Raw genomic sequence first — 23,274 nt, forward strand, 5'->3', positions numbered from 1 at the left:
TCCAGGCTAGACGAGGGCTCAAATCGGTCGCAGTCTTCTCGGTAGCCTGTCGGACGTGACTGAAGCGGTGACCGACCTCGTCGGGAAACATCTCCGGGATCGGCTGGGCGCCGAACCACAGCGGGCGTCGGTGACGTTCCTCGGCGTCGAGCCCATCGATGTACTGCGATTCGTGCTCGGCGATGAAGCCCCCGATGAACTGGTCTATGTGACGTCCGGTTGCGCACGCCATCCGATGGCGGACCCGACCGATCTCCACGCCGATCCGGTGAAAGGGCCGCGGGCCGAACTCGTGGTCCGGATGCGCGCGGGCTCGCCGCTCCCGGGCCTGCACAAGCGCTTGGCGACGCTGGCGGCCGCGCCGGCGGTCGAGGGACTGATCCTCGACGCCGACGCCCTTGTCGATCTGGGCGAACCGCTGTGGGACGGTGCCACCTGCACCGCGGTGTTGTTGTCCGCCGATGAACTCGGGGAGGTCGAGCTGCCCGACCCGATGGACCCCGTCCGTCTGCTCCGGGCGGTGCCGATCACCGCGAACGAGGCGGCCTGGGTGCGGCTCAAGGGCGCCGACGCTCTTCGCGACGCGTGGCGGGAGGCCGACATCGACGTGACCGAGCCGAATCGGGCCTCGGCCACGCCCGGCTGAGGTTTCACGATCGCTGCCCGCGGGAACGATGCACTGGTGACGCTGACATCCGCATCGCCCGCAACGCCGCGGGCCCCCCTCGCCACCCCCGGGGTCGCCGCCTCTTCGGTCGGCGAGGTCTATCTGCCACAGCAGGACACCGAACTACTCATCGACATGGTGCGTTCGCTGGGCGTGGACGGCAAGAGCGTCCTCGACCTGTGTACCGGTAGTGGTGCGATAGCGATCGCCGCCGCCCGCCGGGGCGCAGCCGAGGTCACCGCCGTCGACGCCTCCGCCGATGCGGTTGCCTACGCTCGCCGAGCGGCGGTGACGGCAGGGGTGTCCATCACCGTCGAACACGGTGATCTGACGCGCCACGTCGGTGAGTACGACGTCGTGACCTGCAATCCGCCCTACGTGCCGACGCCCCCGGTCGACGATCCCCGGTACCACCCGGCGGGACCGTCGCACGCGTGGGACGCGGGCCTCGACGGACGGGCCGTGCTGGATCTCCTGTGCGCGCACGTCCCGACGTTGTTGCGTCCCGGCGGAACGTTCCTGCTGGTGCACTCCGAGTTCGCCGACGAGGAGGCATCGCTGCGGGGTCTTCGGGCCGGCGGTCTGCACGCCGAGGTCGTCTCGGAACGCTTCATCCCGTTCGGCCCGGTCATGACCGCTCGCGCCGGGTGGCTCGAGGAACGCGGACTGCTCGAGCGCGGATGCCGCGTCGAACGACTGGTCGGGATCGCTGCCGTCGCCCCGGGCGAACTGAAGGTCGACGGGAGCCGGTCAGAGGGTCACACTGCTGGTGCGGAGCATTCGGCATGACCCTGGAGGACGTCACCGTGGCGCAGACCGAGAACGGCGCGGGCGCCGAACGCACCGCGGTACGGGTGGTACGCGGGGGACCGGTGCTCGTCGAAGGACCGGTCGACATCGAACTGCCCGACGGCTGTCACGTGCAGTCCGACCGGTTCATGGTGGCCATCTGCGCGTGCGGGCGCAGCAAGAACTACCCGCTGTGCGACACGAGCCACCGCAAGCGCCGCAGGCGCGCAGCGGACTGATTCTCTCGGAATTCCCCTAAACGCCGGGGAAGGCGCTCTCGCCGCGTTCCCACGCACTCATCACGTGCGTCTCGAGCGCGTCTTCCACGAACAAGAACGCGCGGATTCCGAAGATCACGTCGGCCTCGGCACTCGGGTCCTGCCGGACCAGGTCGCCGACGACGTCGGTGCGCAGGATCTGCTCGTGCACCGCGTCGGCCTCGACGTGTTCGCGGTAGAAGTGCCGGCACGCCTCGGGCGCGTGGAGCCGTTCGAGTCCGGCGAGGAGTCGCTGGGAACCGGGCGACGAGGTGATCTCGGTGGCCGCGAGATGACCCACCGCTGCACCGCGGTAGCGACGGTGGAGACCGAAGAGCGACATGAGGTTCACCGGCGTCAGGGCGGCGGCGGGGACGGTGTCGAGGTAGCCGAGGTAATCGGCGGACAGGTCCGACGCGCGGAGCAGGTCGGCGAAGAGCTCCTGGTGGACCGCGCGGCCGCGGCCGCCGCCGAACTCGTCGAACTCGACTGCGACGAACGAAGCCTTGGCCTGCCCGCGGAGTCGTGGGATGGCCCACGCGTGCGGGTCGGCCTCCTTGAGGTGATACAGCGATCGCAGGGCGAACATCTGCCGGTACTGCTCCCAGGTCCCGTTGTCACGGAGGAAGTACGACGCGCCGTCGCCGTCCAGATCCTCGATGCAGAGTTCGTCCATCTCCGACTGCACGGACTGGTTCTCGGCAGCCGCGGGTACGTCGCGGTGGAGGGCGTCGAGGAATCGTCGCTCGAGACCGGCACGCAGGGACAGCAACGCCGGCTGCCACTCCCACGCGACGTCCACCTCGGCGAAACCGACGTAATGCATCTCGTAGGCGATGTACAGGGCCAGCTGGAGGTCGTCCCCATACGGATCGGCGTCGTGCACCACCGCGGGTACATCGGTGACCGATGCCGACTCGGGATCACTGCTCAGCAGATCGATCACGGCCTGGGACAGCGGACCACGTGCCGGAGGCAGCGTCGGGGTGCGAAAGACCCCGGGAGTGGTCGGATCGGCAGCGATCGCCTCAGCTGACACCAGGGTTCCTCCTCGTCGCGGTCCGCGGCCGGGGCACGGCGCGGATCCTCCCCGGAGTATCCGGAAGCGGAAGTGCTCAAACGTGGCGCGCCTGTGACCGTCACCCCAGGATAGGCCGCGTCTACGCGGATCGGACCTCGCCGAGCAGGTCCTTGTCGAGGGACGCCCGCACCAGCGCGGCGGCGAGTACCTCGGGCTTCCCGTCGGCGAGATCCGCGAGACGGCCGGGGTCGTCGGGCAGCCCCAGGTCCTTGGCGGCGGCGCGGGCCCGTTCGTCGAAATGCGGTGCGACCCAATCCCACACGGACTGCACCTCGCGCAGGAAGATGTCGGCGCCGACCGGACCGATGCCGGTGAACTCCTGCAACAGCTTCGCGGCGGCATCCGAGTCGGGCTCGGCCTTCGCGGCGAGTTCGCGGAGATCCCCGTGGTAGTCGTCGAGGACCTTCCGGCCGGCCTCCCCGAGTCGGGTGGCGGTGCTCTCGTCGTAGCGCTTGTAGTGTCCGCGGCCCAACGCGTCGACGAGGCTCTGCCACGACGCCCGAGCCATCTTCTCGGGCGTGCGATACCCGGCGGCGAACAGCTCGCGAGCTGCGGCGACGGCGATGTCGGCGGAGATCCGCGTGCTCAGCAGGAGCGACAGGACCAGGAGTTCGAACAGGGGCGACGGGGTGTCCTTCAGCGCGATCCCCGCGTCCTCGGCGTAGGTCCGTCCGGCGCGCGCCATCAGGGCCGCGACGGTGGCATCGGTGTCGGTAGTGCTCATGCCGAGATGACTACCCGGTGCGGTCACGGGACAATCACGCTCCCGGCGGGTCCGTTCACGTCCGGTCGCCGACAGTCGCGCACCGCGGTTACTTGAAGGGGTTGAGTGTGCGACCGAGGAAGTAGCCGATACGTCCGGGAATGGGGCGCATGGCTGCCGCGGACACCTTGTTGACGACACCGGGGATGCAGACGGGTTTTCCCGCGGAGACCGCAGCCCAACCTTCCCGGACGACGTCTTCGGGTTGCTGCCACAGGAATCCCGGCAGTCGGTCTGCGGCGTCGCGGGTGCCCATGACGTCATGGAATTCGCTGTGGGTGAAGCCCGGACACAGTGCTGTCACGTGGATTCCGAATGGCTTGAGCTCCATGTCGAGCGATTGCGACATGTTCAGCACGTAGCTCTTGATCCCGGTGTAGAGCAGGCCTTCTCCCGGAGGCGACACCGCCGCGAGGGACGACAGGTTCACGATGCGTCCCCAGCGCTGCGCCTTCATGGCGGGTACGACCCGATGGATGAGCTCGGTCACCGCGGTCACCATCAGCTGGAGTTCGGCGGCCACCGAGTCCCAGGGGGTGTCGGAGAACTTCGTCCCGGCGGACAGTCCCGCGTTGTTGACGAGGATGTCGATCGGCATGCCCAGTTCGGCTGCGCGATGGACGATCGCGGCGGGCGCGGCCGGGTCGCTGAGATCGGCCGTGATGATCTCGGCGCGTATCCCGTGTTGCCGATGGAGTTCGGATGCCAGCTCGGCGAGTCGGTCCGCGCGTCGCGCCACCAGGATCAGATCGTGGTCCTCGGCGGCGAGGTGTCGGGCGAAGGCGGTTCCGATTCCCGCGGAGGCGCCGGTTACCAGGGCGGTGCGTCGACGATCGTTCACGGTCATCGCGGGTCTCCTAAGTGGCGGTCGAGGAAGCCGATCTGGTGGTCGATGATGGTGTCGAAGTACGGATCGAGATACGGCTCGAAATGGGCGCAGTCGTAGGTGTGGACTTCACCTTTCGGAATCCGACGGGCGACGGCCTGCGCTTTGTCGATCGGTGTGACGTCGTCCCTCGTGGCGAGCTGGACCAGCACCGGGACATCGATGTCGGCTGCGTGACGGCCGGGGGAGTAGAAGGGCACCCGCAACGCGATTCGGGCGGCCACGTCGTTCTCCGCAAGCAGTTCCTCACGCATGTCTCCCATGCGTTCGACCTGCTCGTAGGCGCCAGGCGAGGTCATCATCGCGATGTCGCCGGGGCGCCCGACGGCAGCCATGCGGTACGGCGGCCGTCCCGTCCATGCCCGGACCTGATCGGGTACTCCGGCGAAGATCAGGCGGCTCACCAGTGCCGGCGACTGGGAGAACGCCGATGCGGGCCCGCTCACGTGCGGCACCTGGACGATCGCGGCGGCCAGATCGCGGTCGCGGGCGGCCAGTCTCAGGACGTGACCGCCGGCGAAGGACGTCCCCCACGCCACCACTCGGCCCGTGTCCACGCCGTCGAGACCGCGGACGTAGGCGATCGCGGCATCCCAGTCGGCGTGCTGCTTGGCGATGTCGAGAACGCGACGCGGTGAACCCTCGCTCGCACCCCAATGGCGGTAGTCGAAGACGAGCGCGGCATAGCCGGCCTGGGCGAACCGCGCCGCGTACGCGTCGAGGCGCAGCTCCCGGAATGCGGCGAAACCGTGTGCGAGGACGACGATCGGAGGGTTCTCGACGCCATCGGGTCGGTAGAGCCAGGCGGCGCACCGGGAGTCGCCCGAACGGAACGTGACATCGGACCGGACGTAACTGAACTGACGTGACATGGGTAAACCTTCGCCGAGTATCTTGAATGGTGTTCAACAAGATAACAGCGTCTTGAATGGCGTTCAAGAGGATCTGTGGAGGTGACTTTTTCCGTGGCGCGGAACAAGAGGCCGCAAGCCGCCGACGAGAAGCGCGACGAGATAGTCGCCGCCGCGCGGAATCTGTTCATCGAGGGCGGATACGAGGCGACGTCGATGAACAGGTTGGCCAAGGAGGCCGGCGTCGCGGCCAACACGATCTATTGGTACTTCGACGACAAGGACGATGTACTCGTTGCGGTTCTGTCGGCCGTGATGGCCGACGTCTGGCCCATGTATCAGGCGGTGTCGGATGAGCCGATCGCCGCTCGGGTGCTGTGGATCGTGCAGCGGTTGACCGAGATGCGTGGTCTGGTGACGACGGTGCATGCCCGCGTACCGCATTCACCGGCGGTGGCGGAGTGGCACAACAACTTTCACCTGCTCACCGGCAGTCTGTTCCGGGCCGAGTTGGAGGCGGCGGGTGTCTCACCGGAGACCGTCGACGCCGAGGTGATGATCGCCGTGTTCACCGTGGAGGGGTTGTTGATGCACGCGCGGGACGAGAGTGAGCAACGCTCCGTGTGCGAGACGCTGGCCTCTCGGTGGCCGTCGACCACCGGTTAGGCCACGGCACCGTCGGTAACCGGTGATCCTGGGGCACTTTCAGAGCCAGTGACTGCGACGGAAGACCACGAACAGGGCGACGCACGTCGCGACCAGAAGGCCGAGGACGAGTGGATAACCCCACGGCTGATGCAGTTCGGGCATGTGGTCGAAGTTCATGCCGTAGATCCCGGCGACCATCGTCGGCACCGCGGCGATCGCGACCCACGCCGAGATCTTGCGCATGTCGGTGGTCTGCTGGATGCCCACCTTCGCGGCCCCGGCCTGCAGCATGGAGTTCAGCAGCTCGTCGTACTCCAGGACCCGTTCGATGACGGTCGTGAGGTGATCGGCGACGTCGCGCAGGTGTCGTCGAACCTCCTTGGGCACCAACGGGTTACCGCTCGCGGTGAGGGTCTGGAGCGGCGTCGAGAGCGGGGTGACCGCGCGCCGGAGTTCGAGCACCTCGCGTCGCAGAAGATAGACCGGGTCGATGTCGAGCCAGCGATTCTGTCGGCTGAACACCGATTCCTCGATGGCGGCGACGTCGACGTCCATGCGGTCGGTGACCGCAAGGTAGCTGTCGACGACCTTGTCGGCCACGGCGTGCAGGACCGCGGTCGGGCCGAGGGCGAGTCGTTCGGGCCGGCTCTCGAGATTCCGTCGCATCCCCGACAACTCGGTGTGCTCACCGTGGCGCACCGTGATCACGAAATCGGGCCCGGCGAAGACCATGATCTCGCCGGTCTCCACGACCTCGCTGGCCATCGCCATCGACTCGTGTTCGACGTACTGCACCGTCCTCAGCACCAAGAACTGCGTGTCGTCGTACACCTCGAGTTTCGGCCGCTGATGCGCGTGCACGGCATCCTCGACGACGAGCTCGTGCAGGCCGAAGGTCGTGCCGACGTCGGTCATCTGGGAGTCATCGGGGGAGTGCAGGCCGACCCAGACGAAACCCTCACCGGATTCGCGGACCTGCGCCAGCGCGTCGCGGTAGGAGATGTCGCCCGGCTGGCGGTGGCCGTTGAGATAGACCGCGCAGTCGACGACGGCGCGCGACACCGGGGCCCGGTTCTTTCCCGCGGGCGCCGCGGTGTCACCGCGCGGAGGGAGACCGCGCGGACCGGACCGAGGGATCGTCGCCACGCCTGCCGATGGTACCCGCGGGGCCCGGGCGTGCCTCCCCAGTAGGATTCGGCCGTGCCTTTCGACGTCACCGTGTACACGACCACGTTGATCACGCTGATCGTCATCATGGACCCGCCGGGACAGATCCCGTTGTTCCTCAGCCTGGTCGGCCAGCGGTCGCCCGAGTACCGGCGGCGCGCGGCCTGGCAGGCACCCCTCGTGAGCCTCCTGGTGATCAGCGTCTTCGCGATCGGCGGCAAGGCGATCCTGAACTATCTGCACATCGGCATCCCGGCGCTCCAGGGCGCGGGCGGACTGCTCCTGCTGCTGGTCGCGCTGCAACTCCTCACCGGATTGGGCAACGCCGGCAACCCGAAGGCGTCCGACGACGTCAACGTGGCGCTCGTGCCGCTGGGCACCCCGCTGCTCGCCGGACCGGGCGCCATCGCCGCGGTCATCGTGCAGGTCAGCAGCGTCGACGGGGAGGCCGCCGGCTACCTGGCCATCGCGGCCGCGATCATCAGCGTGCACATCGTGGTGATGCTGGTGCTCCGGTACTCGACGGTTCTGATCCGCGTACTCGGCGTCGGCGGTATCACCCTGCTGGCCAAGATCGCCGGTCTGCTGCTCGCCGCGATCGCCGTCCAGCTCATCGCGAGCTCGATCATGGGCTTCATCGCCGAGGGTGTCTGAAGCCAGTGGGCCAGAACAGATGACGGCGCCCAACAGATACGGTGGCTACGTGGAAAAACGCATCGTCCGCAAGCGTCTCGTGGTGGTCACCGGACTGATCGCGGCCCTGGCCGTTGTTCTCGTCGGGTGCGGGGACGAAGCCGGTTCGCCGCCGCCGGGGATCGTGATCGGCTCGTCCGAGGACGCGGCCATGCGGGTGATGGCCGAGGTGTACGCGGGCGCCCTGCGGAACGCGGGTTCGGTCGTGTCCGCCGATCAGCTGCGCGGAGACGACGCGGCGCTGCTCGACGAGATGGACCGCGCCGACGTCGACCTCTTCCCGGCCTTCACCGGGGACCTCCTGACGTTGCTCGCCCCGTCGTCGACCGCGGTCGGCGCCGAGGACGTCTACGTCGAGCTGAACCGCTCGCTGCCGCAGGGCGTCTCGGTCGGCGACGAGACACCGGTCTCCGGTGCGCCGCAGATCTTCGTGTCGACGACCCTCGCCGGCAGCGTCGGCGCGAGCGGCCTCGACGACTGCGCACTCCTCCCACCGGGCCTGCCGGTGGTCGCCACCTCCGACCCCGATCCGGCGACGCTCGACGCCTTTGCCTCGGCGGGATGCCGTCTGGGACCGGTGGAAACGTCCGGCACCACCGACGAAGTGCTGCAGCGCGCATCCGAGGGCAACGCGGTCGGCCTGCTCACCCCGCTCGACATCGCGGGAGAGGACGCCGAGGGCGCGTCGTCCGACGTTCAGGCGCTACGCACGTCGGCCGGTGGCGGCGACACCGCCGACAATCCGCCCGCCGACGAACCGCGTACCGAACGCACGCCCGAGGAACAGTCCGGACCGCGCGCCGAGGTGCTCGTCCCGGTGTTCCGGTCGGCCGCGCTCAACCGCGATCAGGTCAAGACCATGAACAAGGTCGCCGGCGAGATCACCACCGCCGACCTCGCCACGATGGCGGGCGAGGTCGAGACGGGTGGTGATCCGCGCGAGGTCGCGCTCGAGTGGCTGGCCGAGCACGGCCTGTAGCCGCTACTGCGCCTTCGACAACGCCCAGGCGGTCGCCTTCGCCGAGACCCACTGGTACTTCGACGCGACGATGCGCACCGCAATGTCGAGGACCTTGGCGTCGGCGCCGACCAGGACGCGCGCCTTGTCCTTCCGCACGCCCGCGATGATGACGTCGGCGGCGTCCTCACTCGACATCCGCGCGAGGTAACGGTCGAAGAAGGCGGCGGTGGCCTTCTGGTCGTGGTCGCCGGACACGGTGGCGTTGCGGGCGATCGCGGTCTTGATGCCGCCGGGGTGCACGCAGGTCACCTTCACCGGGTGCTTGGCGATGATCATCTCCTGGCGCAGGGCCTCGGTGAAGCCGCGGACGGCGAACTTGGCCGAGTTGTACGCGGCCTGACCGGGTTCGGCGAGAAGACCGAACAGCGACGACGTGTTGACGATGTGGCCGTCACCCGAGGCGATCAGATGAGGCAGGAACGCCTTGGTGCCGTTGACGACTCCCCAGTAGTCGACGTCCATGACGCGCTCGATGTCCTTGAACTCGGTGCGTTCGACCTCACCGTGATGCGCGATGCCCGCGTTGTTGAACACCACGTTGACCACGCCGAAATGGTTCTTGACGGTGTCGGCGTAGGTCAGCACGGCCTCCCGCTCGGCGACATTGAGAAGTTGCGAATGCACCTGTGCGCCGGCCGCTTTCACGAGGCGCTCGGTCTCCGCCAGTCCGTCGGGCGTGACGTCGGAGATGGCCAGGCGGGCACCCTGTCCGGCGAGTTTGACGGCGATGTCACGGCCCATGCCCGAACCGGCACCGGTGATCACCACGACCTTGTCGCGAAAGTCCTTCATGAGTTTGTCCTCGAATCTCTTCGGTGCGCCGGGTCTCAGGCGTTCACGGCAGCGGGCTGATCGGTCGTCGACTCGCCCTGTCCGGGCGCTGCGACCGCCGGGCGTCGTGCACCGCGGGTGACATCGTATGCGGCGATGTCGAAGCGGCGGGTGATGTTGCGGAACGCGAAGGTGAATCCCGGCCACAGCGTGGTGATGTTGCCGTTGGCGTCCTTGTACCAGGACGCGCAGCCGCCGTTGACCCACACGCTGTTGCGCAGCTTGTGCTGGATGCCCGCGTTGTACTCCTGCTGGGCCGACATCCGGACCTCGGTCCGGGTGATTCCCTGGGCTCGAACGGTTTTCAGGTAGTCCACGAGGTAATTGAGCTGCGACTCGATCATGTACACCATCGAGGTGTGGCCGAGGCCGGTCGACGGTCCGACCATCAGCATCATGTTCGGGAAGCCGTGGACGAACGAACCCTTGTAGCCCTGCATGCCGATCTCGGCCCAGACGTCTGCGAGGCTCCGCTGATCCTTGCCGACGATCTTGTCGAAGACGGGGGAGTCGGTGACGTGGAAGCCGGTGGCGACGACGATGACGTCGACCTCACGGGTCGTGCCGTCCTTGGCGACGACGCCGTTCGCGGTGATGCGGTCGATCCCGTCGGTGACGAGGTCGACGTTGGGCCGGGCGAGGGCGGGGTACCAGTCGTTGGACCGCAGGATGCGCTTGCAGCCGACCTGGAAGGTGGGGGTGGCCTTGCGGCGGAGCTCGGCGTCACGGCCGACGCCGCGCAGGATGTTCGCCCGGCAGAGCAGTTCGACGGGCTTGAGGGCGGTGGGCGAGTAGGTCAGGCCGAAGGCGACGACCTCGTTGGCGGCGTAGATCCCGCCGCGGACGGCCGACTGGTAACCGGGGACGTTCTTGTAGGCCCAGTGCTCGAGCTTGGTGTACGCGCGCTCGGTGCGGGGGACGATCCACGGTGCGGTGCGCTGGTAGACGTCGAGGCGCGAGGTCACCTTGGCGAGCTCCGGGACCAGCTGGATGGCCGACGCGCCGGTGCCGATGACGGCGACGCGCTGTCCGGTGAAGTCGTGGTCGTTGTCCCAGCGGGCGGAGTGGACGATCTTGCCCTGGAAGGACTCGATGCCGTCGATGTCCGGGAGGTTCGGCTCGCAGAGCGGGCCGACGCCGCCGATCATCACGCGGGCGCGGACCTGTTCGGGCTTGCCGTCGCGTTCGGTGTCGATGATCCAGCGACCCTCGTCCTCGTTCCATGCGGCGTTGGTGACCTCGGTGCCGAAGCGCGACCGGGCGGCGATGTCGTGGCGGGCCGCGACATCGTTGATGTAATCGTGGATCTCCGGCTGGTGCGAGTACGACCGCGACCAGGTGGGGTTCTTCGCGAACGAGTAGGAGTACAGCTGCGAGGGCACGTCGCAGGCGGCGCCGGGGTAGGTGTTGTCGCGCCAGGTGCCCCCGAAGTCGCGGCCGCGATCGAGGAGGACGAAGTCGTCGAATCCGTGTTGCCTCATCCGGATGGCGGCACCCAGCCCCGAGAAGCCGGCCCCGATGATGGCGATCTCTACATCGTTCGTTGTCATGGTGTCACCATAGGGGTGATACTGAACACGTGTCAATAGTTATTGAACAAGACTCAATAGGAGTAGTCTGGCCGGGTGACCAGTAGAGGAACGGCTGCCGCGCCGGTGATCGGGGACAAGCAAACCGCATCCAAGCGCACCCGGATGAGTCCGGAGGGGCGTCGCGACCAGCTCCTCGAGTTCGGTCTGGAGATGGTGCGGGACCGTCCGCTCGAGGAGATCACCATTGACGCCATCGCCGATGCGGCCGGGGTGTCGCGGGCGCTGCTGTTCCACTATTTCGCCTCCAAGCAGGACTATCACGTCGCGATCGCGCAGGCCCAGGCCGACCGGATGCTGGCGTGTACCGAACCGGACGCGTCCCTCGGGGACCCGATCGCCATCCTGACCGCCTCGATGGCGGCGTTCGTCGACTTCGTCAGCGAGAACCGCTCCGCCTACACCGCTCTCATCCGCGGGGCGTCGAGCTCGGATCCCGCGATGCGCGACGTCTTCGACCGAACCCGTGAGGTCATGGTGGGCCGGGTTCTCGATCACGCACCGGCATTCGGCGTCGAGGTCACCCCGACGGTCGTGCTGAGCGTCCACGGCTGGGTCGCCTTCGTCGAGGAGACGACGATCCGCTGGCTGACCTCGCCGACGGTCACCCGCGAGGACCTGCTCGGCCTGATCACCGCCGCCCTTCCGACACTCGCCGGCGCCGCGTCCTAGACTCCCACGGGGAGGACGACGGGGGAGTCGGCATCGACCGCGGGGTCGATCTTCAGTGAGGTGGACCTATGGCGCCCTTGTCACGCACGGATCCGGTTGACGAACGGAGTGGGCGACTCGCCACAGACGACGCACCGTTCTGGTTCGCGACCCCGGCACTCGGCTGGTCGGTGGTGCTGCAGATGGTGTGGGTCTTCGAGGACGAGGTCTCCCTCGAGGCACTGACCGCGATGAACGCCGCGCTGGCCCGCGGACGCATGCACCGGATGCTGGTGTCGTCCACCGTGTACGGCTCGCGTCCCCGCTGGGTCCCGGCGCCCGACGCCCCGGGGCTGGCCGTGGATCCCCTCCCGATTCCCGATGCCGGCGTCGACGCATGGGCGACCGCCGAGATGTCGACGGTCCCGCTCGACGCCGAGGGCGGTCGCTGTTGGCGCCTGCGGAGCGCGCCCACCCAATCCGGCGGCACCGCGCTGTCACTGTGTGCCCTGCACGTGGTCACCGACGGACGGGGCATGGTCGCGGCAGCCGCCGCGGCGGCACGCGAATCGGGCGTACCCGTCGCCGTCGCGGACGAGCGGACCTCGGCAGCGGGAGGTTCTCTGTCGGCAGGTTCGGAGTCCCGGGGTTCCTGGCGCCGCGGACGCCTCGACGATGTCGCCGACGCCGTGGCGCAGGCTGGTGCAGTCGTCGTCGGCATCGCCCGGGCGGCCGCCGAGAGCCGCAAGGCCTCGGGGCTCGAACCGGATCCGCGGCCGGAACGTCCCCCGCTCGCGGAGCGGTCCCCGGCAGCGAAGTTCACCTGGGCGACCGCGTCGATCCCCGCCGGCGACTGGGACCGCGTCGCGGCCGATCACGGCGGCACCTCCAACACCCTGTTCATCGCGGTCGTGAGCGGCCTCCTCCGATCCGGGGGACGGTCCCCGCTGGGGACCCCGATCAAGGTCGGGGTACCGGTGGATCGTCGTGAGGGCGAAGAGGACACCCGGACCAACGCGATCGCAGGGGTGTCGGTGTTCCTGACCGACGAGCCGGTGCCGGGAGGTGACCTCGCCGGGATTCGGGCTGCATGCAAGGCCGCGTTCGTGCGGCTGTCCGAAGGCCGCCGCGCGCCCCACATCTACCTTCGTCCGCTCGCCTGGTTCCTGCCGGTCTCGGTGCTGATCAAGCTCGTCGGCGGCGGTGCCGGCAAGGGCATGCCCGACGCGGTGATCTCCAACATCGGTGAGGTGACGCCGGAGGCCACCGTGGTCGGCGGCCGGACCGCGCGCCGCATGGCGCTGCGCGGCATGACCCAGGGCGTCGACCCCGCGTCCGGGCATCGCTTCGGCGACGGCGTGCAGTCGTGGCTGATCCGGACCCCGGAGCAGGTGTCGTTCACCGTCCTCGGACTCGACGACGAGGCCTTCGGCTCCGACGCCGTACTCCGGGACCTCCTCACCTCCGAACTCGCGGCCTGGGGGCTCCCGCACGAGATCTGGTGAGTTCGACACAGCAAGGCGGCCCCCGCCGGACCGAGTCCGGCGGGGGCCGCCTTTGTCTGTGAGGGTTCGCTACTCGCCGAACGCCTCGTCGAGGATCTCCTGCTGCTCGACCGCGTGCACCTTGCTCGAACCCGAGGACGGGGCCGACATCGGGCGACGCGAGACGCGGCGCAGGCCACCGAGGACATCCGGCAGCACCTCGGGCAGCCACAGGCCGAGGAACGGCCACGGGCCCTGGTTGGCCGGCTCCTCCTGGACCCAGCGGAACTCGCTGGCGTTGCCGTACTGCTCCAGCGTGTTGCGCAGGCGGCGGTGCGGCACCGGGTAGAGCTGCTCGATGCGGACGATCGCGATGTCCTCGCGATCCTCCTTGTCACGACGGGCCGCGAGCTCGTAGTAGAGCTTGCCGCTCACCAGCAGGACGCGCTTGACCTTGCTGCGGTCGGCGTCGCCCTTGGCGAACTTCGGGTCGTCGATGACCGAACGGAACTTGTCGTCGGTGAAATCAGACACCGGGCTGACGGCGGCCTTGTTGCGCAGCATCGACTTCGGGGTGAAGACGATGAGCGGTCGGCTGATGCCGTCGAGGACGTGACGACGCAGCAGATGGAAGTAGCTCGCCGGGGTCGACGGCAGTGCGACGGTCATCGAGCCCTCGGCACACAGCTGCAGGAAGCGCTCGATGCGGCCGGAGGTGTGGTCGGGACCCTGGCCCTCGTGGCCGTGCGGCAGCAGCAGCACCACGTCGGAGAGCTGACCCCACTTGGCCTCACCGGACGAGATGAATTCGTCGATGATCGACTGTGCGCCGTTGACGAAGTCGCCGAACTGCGCCTCCCACAGCACGAGTGCGTCCGGGTTGCCCACGGAGTAGCCGTACTCGAAGCCGACGACACCGAACTCTGACAGCGGCGAGTCGTACACCATGAACCGGCCGCCGTTGCTCTCCTCGCCGGCGGGCTGCAGGTGGTTCAGCGGGGTGTACTCCGAACCGTTCTGACGGTCGATGAGCACCGAGTGGCGCTGCGTGAACGTACCGCGGCGCGAGTCCTGACCGGACAGGCGGACGGTGCGTCCCTCCATCACCAGCGAACCGAACGCGAGGAGTTCGGCGAAGGCCCAGTCGATGTTGCCGTTGCGGGCGGCCTCGGCACGACGCTCCAGAACCGGCTTCACGCGCGCATGCGGGGTGAAGCCCTCCGGGACGTTGACGAAGGCGTCGCCGATGGTCTGCAGGACTTCCTTGTCGACCGCGGTCACCAGCTTGGTCGGCAGGGTCTGGTCGGCCTGGATGGACGGCGACGGCTCGGCGTGGTACTTCTCGAGTTCTTTGACCTCGTTGAAGACCCGTTCGAGCTGTCCCTGGTAATCACGCAGAGCGTCCTCGGCCTCCTTGGTCGAGATGTCACCACGACCGATCAGGGCTTCGGTGTAGCTCTTGCGGACGCCGCGCTTGGTGTCGATGACCTCGTACATCGCCGGCTGCGTCATCGAGGGGTCGTCGCCCTCGTTGTGGCCGCGGCGGCGGAAACAGACGAGGTCGATGACGACGTCCTTGTTGTACGCCTGGCGGTAGTCGACGGCGAGCTTCGCGACCCAGACGCACGCCTCGGGATCGTCGCTGTTCACGTGGAAGATCGGCGCGCCGATCATCTTCGCGACGTCGGTGCAGTACTCGGTGGAACGCGAGTGCTCCGGGGCGGTGGTGAAACCGACCTGGTTGTTCACGACGATGTGCACGGTGCCGCCGGTGCGGTAACCGGGCAGCATCGCCATGTTGAGCGTCTCGGCGACCACGCCCTGACCGGCGAACGCGGCGTCGCCGTGCAGCATGAGCGGCAGGATCGGGAAGCTCTCGTCGTCGGCGTCGGCGATGAGGTCCTGCTTGGCGCGGACCAGGCCCTCGAGGACCGGGTCGACCGCCTCGAGGTGGCTCGGGTTGGCCGTCAGCGAGACGTTGATCTCGTTGTCGCCGAACATCTGGTAGTACTTGCCCTCGGCGCCGAGGTGATACTTCACGTCACCCGAACCGTGCGCCTGCGACGGGTTCAGGTTGCCCTCGAACTCGGAGAAGATCTTCGAGTACGGCTTGCCGACGATGTTGGCGAGCACGTTGAGACGGCCGCGGTGCGGCATACCGATGACGACCTCGGTGAGGTTGTGCTCGGCGCTCTGGTCGATGACCGCGTCCATCATCGGGATGACCGACTCGGCACCCTCGAGCGAGAAGCGCTTCTGACCGACGTACTTGGTCTGCAGGAAGGTTTCGAAGGCCTCCGCCGCGTTCAGCTTGCTCAGGATGTACTTCTGCTCGCCGACCGGCGGCTTCACGTGCTTGACCTCGACACGTTCCTGCAGCCACTTCTGCTGGTCCGGTTCGAGGATGTGGGTGTACTCCACACCGACGTGGCGGCAGTAGGCGTCGCGCAGGATCGCCAGCACGTCGCGCAGCTTCATCTTCTCCTGGCCGTGGAAACCGCCGACCTTGAAGGTGCGGTCGAGATCCCAGAGGGTCAGGCCGTAGGTCGCGATGTCCAGATCAGGATGGCTGCTGCGCGCATCGCTGTTCATCATCAGCGGATCGATGTCGGCCATCAGGTGGCCGCGGCTGCGGTAGGCGGCGATCAGCTCGAGGACGCGGGTGCTCTTGTCGACGAGGCCGGCCGGGATGTCACGACGCCAGCGAACCGGCTCGTACGGCACGTGGAACGCGGTGAAGATCTCGTCGTAGAACGCGTCGTCGATCAGCAGCTGGTGGACGGTGCGCAGGAAGTCGCCCGATTCCGCTCCCTGGATGATGCGGTGATCGTAGGTCGAGGTCAGCGTCATCAGCTTGCCGACGCCGAGCTCGGCGATCTGCTCGTCGCTGGCGCCCTGGAACTCGGCCGGGTACTCCATCGCACCGGCGCCGATGATGGCGCCCTGGCCCTTCATCAGGCGGGGCACGGAGTGCACGGTGCCGATGGTGCCGGGGTTGGTCAGCGAGATGGTCACGCCGGAGAAGTCGTCGGCGCCGAGCTTGCCGTCACGCGCGCGCCGGACGATGTCCTGGTACGCGTTGTAGAACTCGGCGAAGCCCATCCTCTCGCACTCTTTGATGGCGGCGACGACGAGCGTGCGGTTGCCGTCCTTGCCGACCAGATCGATGGCCAGACCGAGGTTGGTGTGCGCGGGGGTGACGACGTTGGGCTTGCCGTCGATCTCGGCGTAGTGCCGATTCATGTTCGGGAAGGCCTTGATGGCCTGGACGATCGCGTAACCCAGGATGTGGGTGAAGCTGATCTTGCCGCCGCGGGTGCGGGCGAGGTGGTTGTTGACGACGATGCGGTTGTCGATCATCGCCTTCGCGGGAACCGCGCGAACACTGGTGGCCGTCGGGATCTGCAACGACAGCGCCATGTTCTTCGCGATGGCGGCGGCGGGACCGCGGAGCACCTTGTTGCCGTCCGCGGATTCCTTCTTGGACTCGGCGGCTGCGGGCTTGGCGGCAGCAGGCTTTTCAACTGCGGCGGGCTTCGGCTGGGAACGGGCGGAACCGTCACGGCTCGCGACGCTGTGGCCGGATGCGGCCTTGGTCGCGGTCGACTCCTTGGCAGGGGAGGGTTTGCGGGCAGAGGCGGTCCGCGTCGGTTCCTGATCGAGCGTGACCTGCTTGCGCGGTGCCGACTCGGCCGCGGGCTTCGCCGGTGCGCTGCCGTTGGAGGAGGGAGTGGTGGACGTCGATGCGGCGGACGCGGCACCACCGTTGTCTCCGGGCTTGTAACTCTTCAAGAGCTCATGCCAGCTCGGGTCCACCGAGCTCGGGTCCTCTTTGAATTGCTGGTACATTTCCTCGACCAGCCAGGTGTTCTGTCCGAAGTCAGAAATCGAACTGCTGCTCACAGCGGTATCTCGCCTCAATTCCCTGAAGGTGCCGGGTTCTCTGCCACACTGACGTCCCTTGTGGAGACTATCGGTGAACCAACTGCCGATGCTACGCGTCATCTGCTGCGTCACACCCACCGACCTGCTACTACAGAGTCAGATCGTCATCTCGGGTGATCCGGCGCGGATGGTCTGGTTGTCGGTTGCGGACGCGCCACGTCGAGCGTCCTGTCGCGAGCCCGCATGTGAGTCGGCGTCCACCGCGTCTGTACGCGCGGCGGTCACCGTCACACCGGGCTCCGTCACCGCGGCCTCGTCGGGATCGACACCGGCCTCCCAGAAGCCGCGATACAGACTGTCCAACGCCAGGAGTTGGTCGTGTGTTCCGAGTTCGACGATTCGGCCGCCGTCGACCACCGCGATGGTATCGGCGCGAGCCGCGGTGGCCAGCCGGTGCGCGACGATGACGGAGGTCCGGCGCCGAGTCATCGCCCGCCCGGCGGCCAGGACCTGCGCCTCGGTGGCCTGGTCGAGCGTGGCGGTCGCCTCGTCGAGCAGCAGGAGGTCGGGGTCGACGAGTTCGGCTCGGGCCAGTGCGATCAGCTGGCGCTGACCGGAGCTGAGGCCCTGGCCGCGTTCGCCGATGGGATGGTTCATGCGTCCCGGCAGGGCCGCGATCATCGGTAGGGCGCCCACCGCGGCCGCGGCCTCGACGATCGCGGCGCGATCGGCATCCGGCCGGCCGTAGGCGATGTTGTCCGCCACGGTCCCGGTGAACAGATGCGGCTCCTGCGGGACCAGGCCGAGTCGGCTGCGGTACCCGGAGAGGACGAGGTCGCCGATGTCGGTGCCGTCCACGAGGACGCGTCCGGTGGTCGGGTCGTAGAACCGGGCCAGCAGTTTCACGATCGTCGACTTGCCCGCGCCGGTTCGACCGACGAGGGCGAGCGAGGACCCGGCGGGGATGTGCAGGTCGACGTCGAGCAGGGCGTCGGATTCCGCGCCCTGATAGCGGAAGCCGACCCCGTCGAAATCGACCTCGCCGTCGAAGCCGGTGGCCGGCGGTGTCGTGGCGTCCGGGTTGACCCGCAGCGAACTCGGGGTCCGCAGCAGGTCGCCGATGCGCCGTAGGCCGACCGCCGCCTGCTGGTAACCGTCGAAGACCTGCGAGAGCTGCTGGACGGGACCGAACAGCATCGTGAGATAGAGGACGAAGGCGATCAGAGTGCCCGCGGTGAGTGAGCCGTCGGCCACCTGGCCGGCGCCGACGCCGAGTGCGATCGCGGTGGCGATGTCCGACATCAGCATGATCAGCGGGAAGTACGAGGCGATCGCCCGCTGCGAGACCATCCGTGCCGCGACCCACGCCGCCGAACGCTGCCCGAAACGCTTCTGTGCGTCGTCGGTGCGGAGGTAGGTCTGGGTGGTCTTGATCCCGGCGATGTTCTCCTGGAAGTCGGCGTTCACCGTGCTGATCAGTTCGCGGGACCGCGTGTAGGCGGCGGTCGCGACACGCCGGAAGACGACGGTCGCCACGACCAGCAGCGGGAAGACGGGTAACACCAGCAGTGCGAGCGACGGCCCGGTGACCAGCAACGCGACCGTGACGCCGACCAGGGTGAGGAGTGCGACGATCGCCGACGTCAGACCGGTCTGCAGGAAGGTCGACAACGCGTCGATGTCGGTCGTCATCCGCGTCATGATCCGACCCGACAGCTCGCGCTCGTAGTAGTCCAGGCCGAGGCGCTGGATGTGGGCGTAACTGCGGATGCGCAGTCCGAACAGCACGCGCTCACCCGCTCGGGTGGAGGTCATCGTCAACAGGGACGCGGCGACCCACCCGACGCCGACGAGTGCCACACCGCCGATCGCCGCCCACCACAGGGTGCGCTGGTCGTGGTCGCCGGCCGCGTCGATGACGGCGCGGGCGATGCTGGGGAAGGCCAGGCCGACGAGGGTGTCGACGGCGATGGCGACCAACGCGAAGGCGAGCAGCCAGCGGACCGGTCGTAGGAGGCCGCGGAGGGTGAAGTCCGGGTTCTCGCGCCGGGCGTCGGCGACGTCCACCGCTGGGTCCTCGACGGCCGGCGGCAGCGCGTCGACCCTCGCCTGGAGTTCGGGCGTCGCCGGCATCGACCCCAGTGCGCTGGCGACACCGCCGCCCCGCTGCCCGGTCCGCGTGCCCGCGCCCACCGCCGGGCCGGTCCGCGTATACGTCTGCTCGTCGAGGAATTGCGTTGTCGGCCAGAAGCTCTCGACGGTGTGGTCGGAGATGCTCGGCCGGCTGGGCGGCGAGACGACGTCCGGGTCACCGACGGCGTTCGTCATCAGCTCGCGGAACCGCGCCGAGGAGGCCTCGAGCTCGGCCGGCGTCCCGATCGCGGTGATCCGGCCCTCGTCCAGCACGGCGACCCGGTCGGCGAGGACGAGTGTCGACCGCCGGTGGGCGAGGACCAGCATGGTGCGTCTCTGATCACGTAGGCGGCCGAGGATCCGGGCCTCGGTGGTGGCGTCGACCGCCGATGTCGCGTCGTCGAGCACCAGGACGCGCGGGTCGGCGAAGAGGGCACGCGCGAGGGCGATCCGCTGGCGCTGTCCGCCGGAGAGGGTCAGGCCGCGTTCGCCGACGACGGTGTCGTAGCCGTCCGGGAGTGCCTCGATGAACTCGGTGGCCTCGGCCGCGGCCGCCGCGGCTCGCACCCGGTCGGCGAGCGAATCGGGGTCGGCGGTGGCGCCCGGTCCCATGGCGATGTTCGCGGTGATGGTGTCGGAGAAGAGGAACGGTTCGTCGAAGACGGCGGCGACGGCTTCGTGCAGCGCAGTCGGCGACAGCGAGTCCACCGGGTGCGGGCCGTCGGCGCCGACAAGGGAGATCGTGCCGGCGTCGGGTCTCTCGTAGCGGCTGACCAGGTCGGCGATGGTCGACTTCCCGGAGCCGGGTGGCCCGACGATCGCCACGCATTCGCCGGGTTCGATACGCAGGTCGATCCCGCTCAGCACGGCGGGCGGATCGTCGGCCTCGTGGGTGTGATGGGCGAAGGAGACGTTCTCCAGTTCGACGCCGAGCGGGCCGTCGGGCAGCGTGCCGGTCGCGGTCTCACCGGGATCGCGCGGGTGATCGATGACGTCGTAGACGCGTTCCACCGCCGCGCGGGCGAGCTGGGCGTTGACGATGAGATTGGTGAGCAGACGGGCAATGCCGGTCATCGCGGTGACGTAGGTGGTGAACGCGAGGAACGTGCCGGCGGTGATCGCGTCCGTCATCGTCAGGTAGCCGCCGGCGACGATCACGCCGACCATGCCGAGTTGGGGGATGGCGCTCAGGGTGGGGGCGAAACGGGCGTTGATCCGGGCCGCGCGCAGGCGCCGGGCGAACAAGGTGCGGCAGCGCGTCACCAGTCCGTCGACGGCGCGGTCCTCCTGGCCGAAGCCCTTGACGACGCGGACGCCGGTGACGGTCTCCTCCACGTGCTGGGCCACATCGGCCGCGGACTGCTGCGCGGACCACGTCGCCGCGAAGAGCTTTCGGCGGGTACGGAAGACCTCCAGGGCGATCAGCGGCGCGATCACCAGTGCGACGGCGGTGAGCAGCGGGGAGAGATAGGCCATGACTCCGAGCGCGACGACCATCTGCACCGCGGCACCCAACGAGAGCGGTGCCATCGCCAGCAAGCCCTGGACCACCTGGATGTCGGAGATGGAGCGGGAGACGATCTGTCCCGTCCGGATCTGGTGCTGGCTGCGGCCGTCGAGGTGCAGCAGGGTGTCGAGCAGGCGCCGGCGCAGGTTGTTCTGCACGTTGACCGCGAGGCGGCCGGCGAACACGCGCCGTCCGAAGTGGCAGGCGTAACGCACGAACGCGAGAACGACCAGGCCCGTGATGATGGTGGACAAGGCGAGGCCGTCGTCGATCACGCCGGTGGCCCGGTCGATCGCGCCCTTGGCCAGCAGGGGCATCACGACGTCGACGGCCACCGCGATCATCGTGACGGTCAGGGTCACGATGACGATGCGGCGATAACGCCACGCCTCGCCGAGCAGCTTCCGGATCCAGCCCGGCGGCGAGGTGGTTGGGGTGCTCCCGGTGGCGGGAGGCATGGTCGGCTCCGGGATCACCGGGAGCCGGGCGGTAGCGGGCTCGTCTCGTTCACCACCTCGGCGTCGAGAACCCAGAAGGCAGGTGCGGGGCCGAATGCCTCCCGCGCGTTGTTGACCACCTTGCGGCCGAGCGCGCGGCTTCCCGCGCCGCCGATGACCGCTCCGATGCCGGCGGGCATCAGCTTGCCGAAGATCAACGGCGCGCGCCGGATCGCGTACTTGCGCACGAGCTTGTTGACCAGGGTCTTGTTGAGTTTGGTGATGGCGCCCGACGGCAGGGCCGCACCGCCGAGCCGGCGCAGGGGGCCGCCGCGCGTACCGACGACCCGGCCGAGGGCGAGCACACCTTCCTCGCCGAGCGCGACCGCCAGGACGAGCGACTTGCGTCGATCGGTCTCGTGGACGCCGATGCCGTGGACCTCGGCGATCGACAGGGCGAGCAGTGCCGAGGCCTCGAGGAAGAAGGCGGTGTCGCCGGTCATCGCGCCGAAGGCCGTCATCGTCCCGACCCCGGGCACGGCGGCTGCCGCGCCGACCGCTCCACCTGAACCGGTGACCGCGTTCAGGTAGCGCTTCTCGAGGCGCTCGATGATCTGGGCGGGGGAGTCGTCGGGGTACTTGCGGCGCAGCGAGTCGACGTATTTCTTGACCGCCGGGCCCTGCAGGCGCTGCGCGCGGTCGAGGATGCCGCCGGTGACCTCGACGGCCTTGCCGGCGGGCTTGGGAGTGGGGTCGGTCATGACTGGGGTACCCAATTCTCCTGGGGGACGACCTCGTCGGGCCGTGGGGGGCCGGGCGGCGTGCCGTCGCCGAAGGGACGCCCGCCGAGTTCCTCGCGGTGGTGTGGGGTCAGCCATCCCCGCAGGTCGGGGCCCTTGGGCACGATCTGCGTGGGGTTCACATCGGTGTGCACGATGTAGTAGTGCTGCTTGATCTGGGTGAAATCGGTGGTGTCGCCGAAGCCGGGGGTCTGGAACAGGTCGCGGGCGTAGGCCCACAGCACCGGCATCTCGCTGAGCTTGCTGCGATTGCACTTGAAATGGCCGTGGTAGACGGGATCGAAGCGGGCGAGGGTCGTGAACAGCCGGACGTCGGCCTCGGTGATGGTGTCGCCGACCAGGTACCGCTGCGTCGACAACCGCTCGGACAGCTCGTCGAGCTTGGTGAACAGGCGGTCGTAAGCGGCCTCGTAGGCCTCCTGGCTGCCGGCGAACCCGCACCGGTAGACGCCGTTGTTGACCTCGGTGTAGATCCCGTGGCTGACCTCGTCGATCTCGTCGCGCAGGCGTTCGGGGTAGAGCTCGGGCGCGCCGTCGCGGTGGAACGCGGTCCATTCCAGCGAGAAGTCGATCGTCATCTGGGGGAAGTCGTTGGTGACGACCTCACCGGTGGGGACGTCGACGATCGCCGGCACGGTGATCCCCTTGGGGTAACCCGGGATCCGCTTCTCGTAGGCGTCCTTGAGGCGCGGGATCTGCAGGACGGGGTCGAGGCCCCCGGGGTCGAGGTCGAAGGTCCACGAGTTCTTGTCGTGGGTGGGTCCGCACAGTCCGAGTGAGATGGCGTCCTCGAGCCCGAGGAGTCGGCGGACGATGAGCGTCCGGTTGGCCCAGGGGCAGGCGCGTGCGGCGACGAGACGATAGCGCCCGGCCTCGACGGGGTAGCCGTCCCGGTCGTCGGCGGTGATGCGGGTCTCGATGTACTTGGTGTCCCGCACGAACTCCTGGCCGGACATCACATAGCTGCCCTGCTCCCCGGAATCGGTTGTCCCGGTGGGGTCGCTCTGGGTGGATTCCTCCGGCGCATGAGTCATGCCGTCCACAGTAATGATGGCCGGCGACACTTGGCAGCAACCGAACACCTGCGTATATTCCGACTGGAATATTCGACGCCGATCAGCGGTCCCGCAGGCC

Annotated in this window: 19 protein-coding genes; 8 read left to right on the forward strand and 11 right to left on the reverse strand. The window is 68.3% G+C overall.

The window, feature by feature from the left end; all coding sequences use genetic code 11:
- Nucleotides 1-55 precede the first annotated feature (55 nt).
- The 3 genes from GOALK_RS19135 to GOALK_RS19145 are packed head-to-tail and all read left to right on the forward strand — an operon-like array spanning nucleotide 56 to nucleotide 1,695.
- Nucleotides 56-646, forward strand: a complete 591-nt coding sequence (locus GOALK_RS19135; protein WP_040004355.1) for a suppressor of fused domain protein — start codon at nucleotides 56-58, stop codon at nucleotides 644-646.
- 36 nt (nucleotides 647-682) lie between these two features.
- Nucleotides 683-1,456: a HemK2/MTQ2 family protein methyltransferase gene (locus GOALK_RS19140; RefSeq protein ID WP_006360483.1), complete on the forward strand. Its 774-nt coding sequence runs from the start codon at nucleotides 683-685 to the stop codon at nucleotides 1,454-1,456.
- Nucleotides 1,453-1,695, forward strand: a complete 243-nt coding sequence (locus tag GOALK_RS19145) for a CDGSH iron-sulfur domain-containing protein (RefSeq protein ID WP_042377586.1) — start codon at nucleotides 1,453-1,455, stop codon at nucleotides 1,693-1,695. Before GOALK_RS19140 ends, GOALK_RS19145 begins: the two co-directional genes overlap by 4 nt.
- Nucleotides 1,696-1,711: 16 nt before the next feature.
- On the opposite strand, the gene GOALK_RS19150 is transcribed toward GOALK_RS19145, so the two are convergent.
- From GOALK_RS19150 to GOALK_RS19165, 4 genes are all read right to left on the reverse strand, one after another.
- Nucleotides 1,712-2,752, reverse strand: coding sequence for an iron-containing redox enzyme family protein (locus GOALK_RS19150; protein WP_006360485.1), 1,041 nt, complete (start codon nucleotides 2,750-2,752; stop codon nucleotides 1,712-1,714).
- 121 nt (nucleotides 2,753-2,873) lie between these two features.
- Entirely contained in the window at nucleotides 2,874-3,518 is a 645-nt protein-coding gene (locus tag GOALK_RS19155; RefSeq protein ID WP_006360486.1) for an HhH-GDP family DNA glycosylase, read from the reverse strand.
- An 88-nt stretch (nucleotides 3,519-3,606) separates the two neighbouring features.
- Nucleotides 3,607-4,404 (reverse strand): SDR family NAD(P)-dependent oxidoreductase, encoded by a 798-nt coding sequence (locus GOALK_RS19160; RefSeq protein WP_006360487.1) that lies wholly within the window; start codon nucleotides 4,402-4,404, stop codon nucleotides 3,607-3,609.
- The gene (locus tag GOALK_RS19165) at nucleotides 4,401-5,315 is read right to left on the reverse strand and encodes an alpha/beta hydrolase (RefSeq protein WP_006360488.1); all 915 of its coding nucleotides are present in this window, start codon (nucleotides 5,313-5,315) and stop codon (nucleotides 4,401-4,403) included. Before GOALK_RS19165 ends, GOALK_RS19160 begins: the two co-directional genes overlap by 4 nt.
- Before the next feature lie 93 nt (nucleotides 5,316-5,408).
- On the opposite strand from GOALK_RS19165, the gene GOALK_RS19170 reads away from it, so the two are divergent.
- On the forward strand, nucleotides 5,409-5,960 hold the full coding sequence (locus tag GOALK_RS19170) for a TetR/AcrR family transcriptional regulator (RefSeq protein ID WP_006360489.1): 552 nt from the start codon (nucleotides 5,409-5,411) through the stop codon (nucleotides 5,958-5,960).
- A gap of 39 nt (nucleotides 5,961-5,999) precedes the next feature.
- Here the strand turns inward: GOALK_RS19170 and GOALK_RS19175 are convergent, their stop codons facing one another.
- Nucleotides 6,000-7,088, reverse strand: a complete 1,089-nt coding sequence (locus GOALK_RS19175; RefSeq protein WP_035750754.1) for a magnesium and cobalt transport protein CorA — start codon at nucleotides 7,086-7,088, stop codon at nucleotides 6,000-6,002.
- 54 nt (nucleotides 7,089-7,142) lie between these two features.
- On the opposite strand from GOALK_RS19175, the gene GOALK_RS19180 reads away from it, so the two are divergent.
- The gene (locus tag GOALK_RS19180; RefSeq protein WP_006360491.1) at nucleotides 7,143-7,763 is read left to right on the forward strand and encodes a MarC family protein; all 621 of its coding nucleotides are present in this window, start codon (nucleotides 7,143-7,145) and stop codon (nucleotides 7,761-7,763) included.
- A gap of 49 nt (nucleotides 7,764-7,812) precedes the next feature.
- Nucleotides 7,813-8,781, forward strand: coding sequence for a type 2 periplasmic-binding domain-containing protein (locus tag GOALK_RS19185; protein WP_035750915.1), 969 nt, complete (start codon nucleotides 7,813-7,815; stop codon nucleotides 8,779-8,781).
- 3 nt (nucleotides 8,782-8,784) lie between these two features.
- Here GOALK_RS19185 and GOALK_RS19190 read toward each other — a convergent pair whose 3' ends face one another.
- Both GOALK_RS19190 and GOALK_RS19195 read right to left on the reverse strand, forming a co-directional pair.
- Nucleotides 8,785-9,615: an SDR family NAD(P)-dependent oxidoreductase gene (locus GOALK_RS19190; RefSeq protein WP_006360493.1), complete on the reverse strand. Its 831-nt coding sequence runs from the start codon at nucleotides 9,613-9,615 to the stop codon at nucleotides 8,785-8,787.
- Nucleotides 9,616-9,650: 35 nt separating this feature from the next.
- A complete protein-coding gene (locus tag GOALK_RS19195) occupies nucleotides 9,651-11,204 on the reverse strand; it encodes a flavin-containing monooxygenase (protein ID WP_006360494.1) in 1,554 nt (517 codons plus the stop codon).
- A gap of 75 nt (nucleotides 11,205-11,279) precedes the next feature.
- Between GOALK_RS19195 and GOALK_RS19200 the strand changes: the two genes are divergently transcribed.
- Together GOALK_RS19200 and GOALK_RS19205 are read left to right on the forward strand one after the other, a co-directional pair.
- Nucleotides 11,280-11,915 carry a TetR/AcrR family transcriptional regulator gene (locus tag GOALK_RS19200; protein ID WP_006360495.1) on the forward strand — a complete coding sequence of 212 codons (636 nt, stop codon included), beginning with the start codon at nucleotides 11,280-11,282 and terminating at the stop codon, nucleotides 11,913-11,915.
- A gap of 68 nt (nucleotides 11,916-11,983) precedes the next feature.
- Nucleotides 11,984-13,399 (forward strand): hypothetical protein, encoded by a 1,416-nt coding sequence (locus GOALK_RS19205; RefSeq protein WP_006360496.1) that lies wholly within the window; start codon nucleotides 11,984-11,986, stop codon nucleotides 13,397-13,399.
- 69 nt (nucleotides 13,400-13,468) lie between these two features.
- On the opposite strand, the gene GOALK_RS19210 is transcribed toward GOALK_RS19205, so the two are convergent.
- From GOALK_RS19210 to GOALK_RS19225, 4 genes are all read right to left on the reverse strand, one after another.
- Complete coding sequence (locus tag GOALK_RS19210; protein WP_035750759.1) at nucleotides 13,469-17,281, reverse strand: multifunctional oxoglutarate decarboxylase/oxoglutarate dehydrogenase thiamine pyrophosphate-binding subunit/dihydrolipoyllysine-residue succinyltransferase subunit; 3,813 nt, start codon at nucleotides 17,279-17,281, stop codon at nucleotides 13,469-13,471.
- 138 nt (nucleotides 17,282-17,419) lie between these two features.
- Nucleotides 17,420-21,379 carry an ABC transporter ATP-binding protein gene (locus tag GOALK_RS19215; RefSeq protein ID WP_006360498.1) on the reverse strand — a complete coding sequence of 1,320 codons (3,960 nt, stop codon included), beginning with the start codon at nucleotides 21,377-21,379 and terminating at the stop codon, nucleotides 17,420-17,422.
- Nucleotides 21,376-22,101: a hypothetical protein gene (locus GOALK_RS19220; protein ID WP_006360499.1), complete on the reverse strand. Its 726-nt coding sequence runs from the start codon at nucleotides 22,099-22,101 to the stop codon at nucleotides 21,376-21,378. Before GOALK_RS19220 ends, GOALK_RS19215 begins: the two co-directional genes overlap by 4 nt.
- On the reverse strand, nucleotides 22,098-23,174 hold the full coding sequence (locus GOALK_RS19225) for a glutathione S-transferase family protein (protein WP_040004362.1): 1,077 nt from the start codon (nucleotides 23,172-23,174) through the stop codon (nucleotides 22,098-22,100). Before GOALK_RS19225 ends, GOALK_RS19220 begins: the two co-directional genes overlap by 4 nt.
- Between the last annotated feature and the right edge of the window lie 100 nt (nucleotides 23,175-23,274).

Source organism: Gordonia alkanivorans NBRC 16433, assembly GCF_000225505.1.
Lineage (GTDB): Bacteria > Actinomycetota > Actinomycetes > Mycobacteriales > Mycobacteriaceae > Gordonia > Gordonia alkanivorans.

Coding starts and splice junctions, on each gene's coding strand:
- GOALK_RS19145 (WP_042377586.1), top strand. CDS start 1,453: ATGACCCTGGAGGACGTCACCGTGGCGCAGACCGAGAACGGCGCGGGC.
- GOALK_RS19155 (WP_006360486.1), bottom strand. CDS start 3,518: ATGAGCACTACCGACACCGATGCCACCGTCGCGGCCCTGATGGCGCGC.
- GOALK_RS19160 (WP_006360487.1), bottom strand. CDS start 4,404: ATGACCGTGAACGATCGTCGACGCACCGCCCTGGTAACCGGCGCCTCC.
- GOALK_RS19165 (WP_006360488.1), bottom strand. CDS start 5,315: ATGTCACGTCAGTTCAGTTACGTCCGGTCCGATGTCACGTTCCGTTCG.
- GOALK_RS19190 (WP_006360493.1), bottom strand. CDS start 9,615: ATGAAGGACTTTCGCGACAAGGTCGTGGTGATCACCGGTGCCGGTTCG.
- GOALK_RS19195 (WP_006360494.1), bottom strand. CDS start 11,204: ATGACAACGAACGATGTAGAGATCGCCATCATCGGGGCCGGCTTCTCG.
- GOALK_RS19205 (WP_006360496.1), top strand. CDS start 11,984: ATGGCGCCCTTGTCACGCACGGATCCGGTTGACGAACGGAGTGGGCGA.
- GOALK_RS19220 (WP_006360499.1), bottom strand. CDS start 22,101: ATGACCGACCCCACTCCCAAGCCCGCCGGCAAGGCCGTCGAGGTCACC.
- GOALK_RS19225 (WP_040004362.1), bottom strand. CDS start 23,174: ATGACTCATGCGCCGGAGGAATCCACCCAGAGCGACCCCACCGGGACA.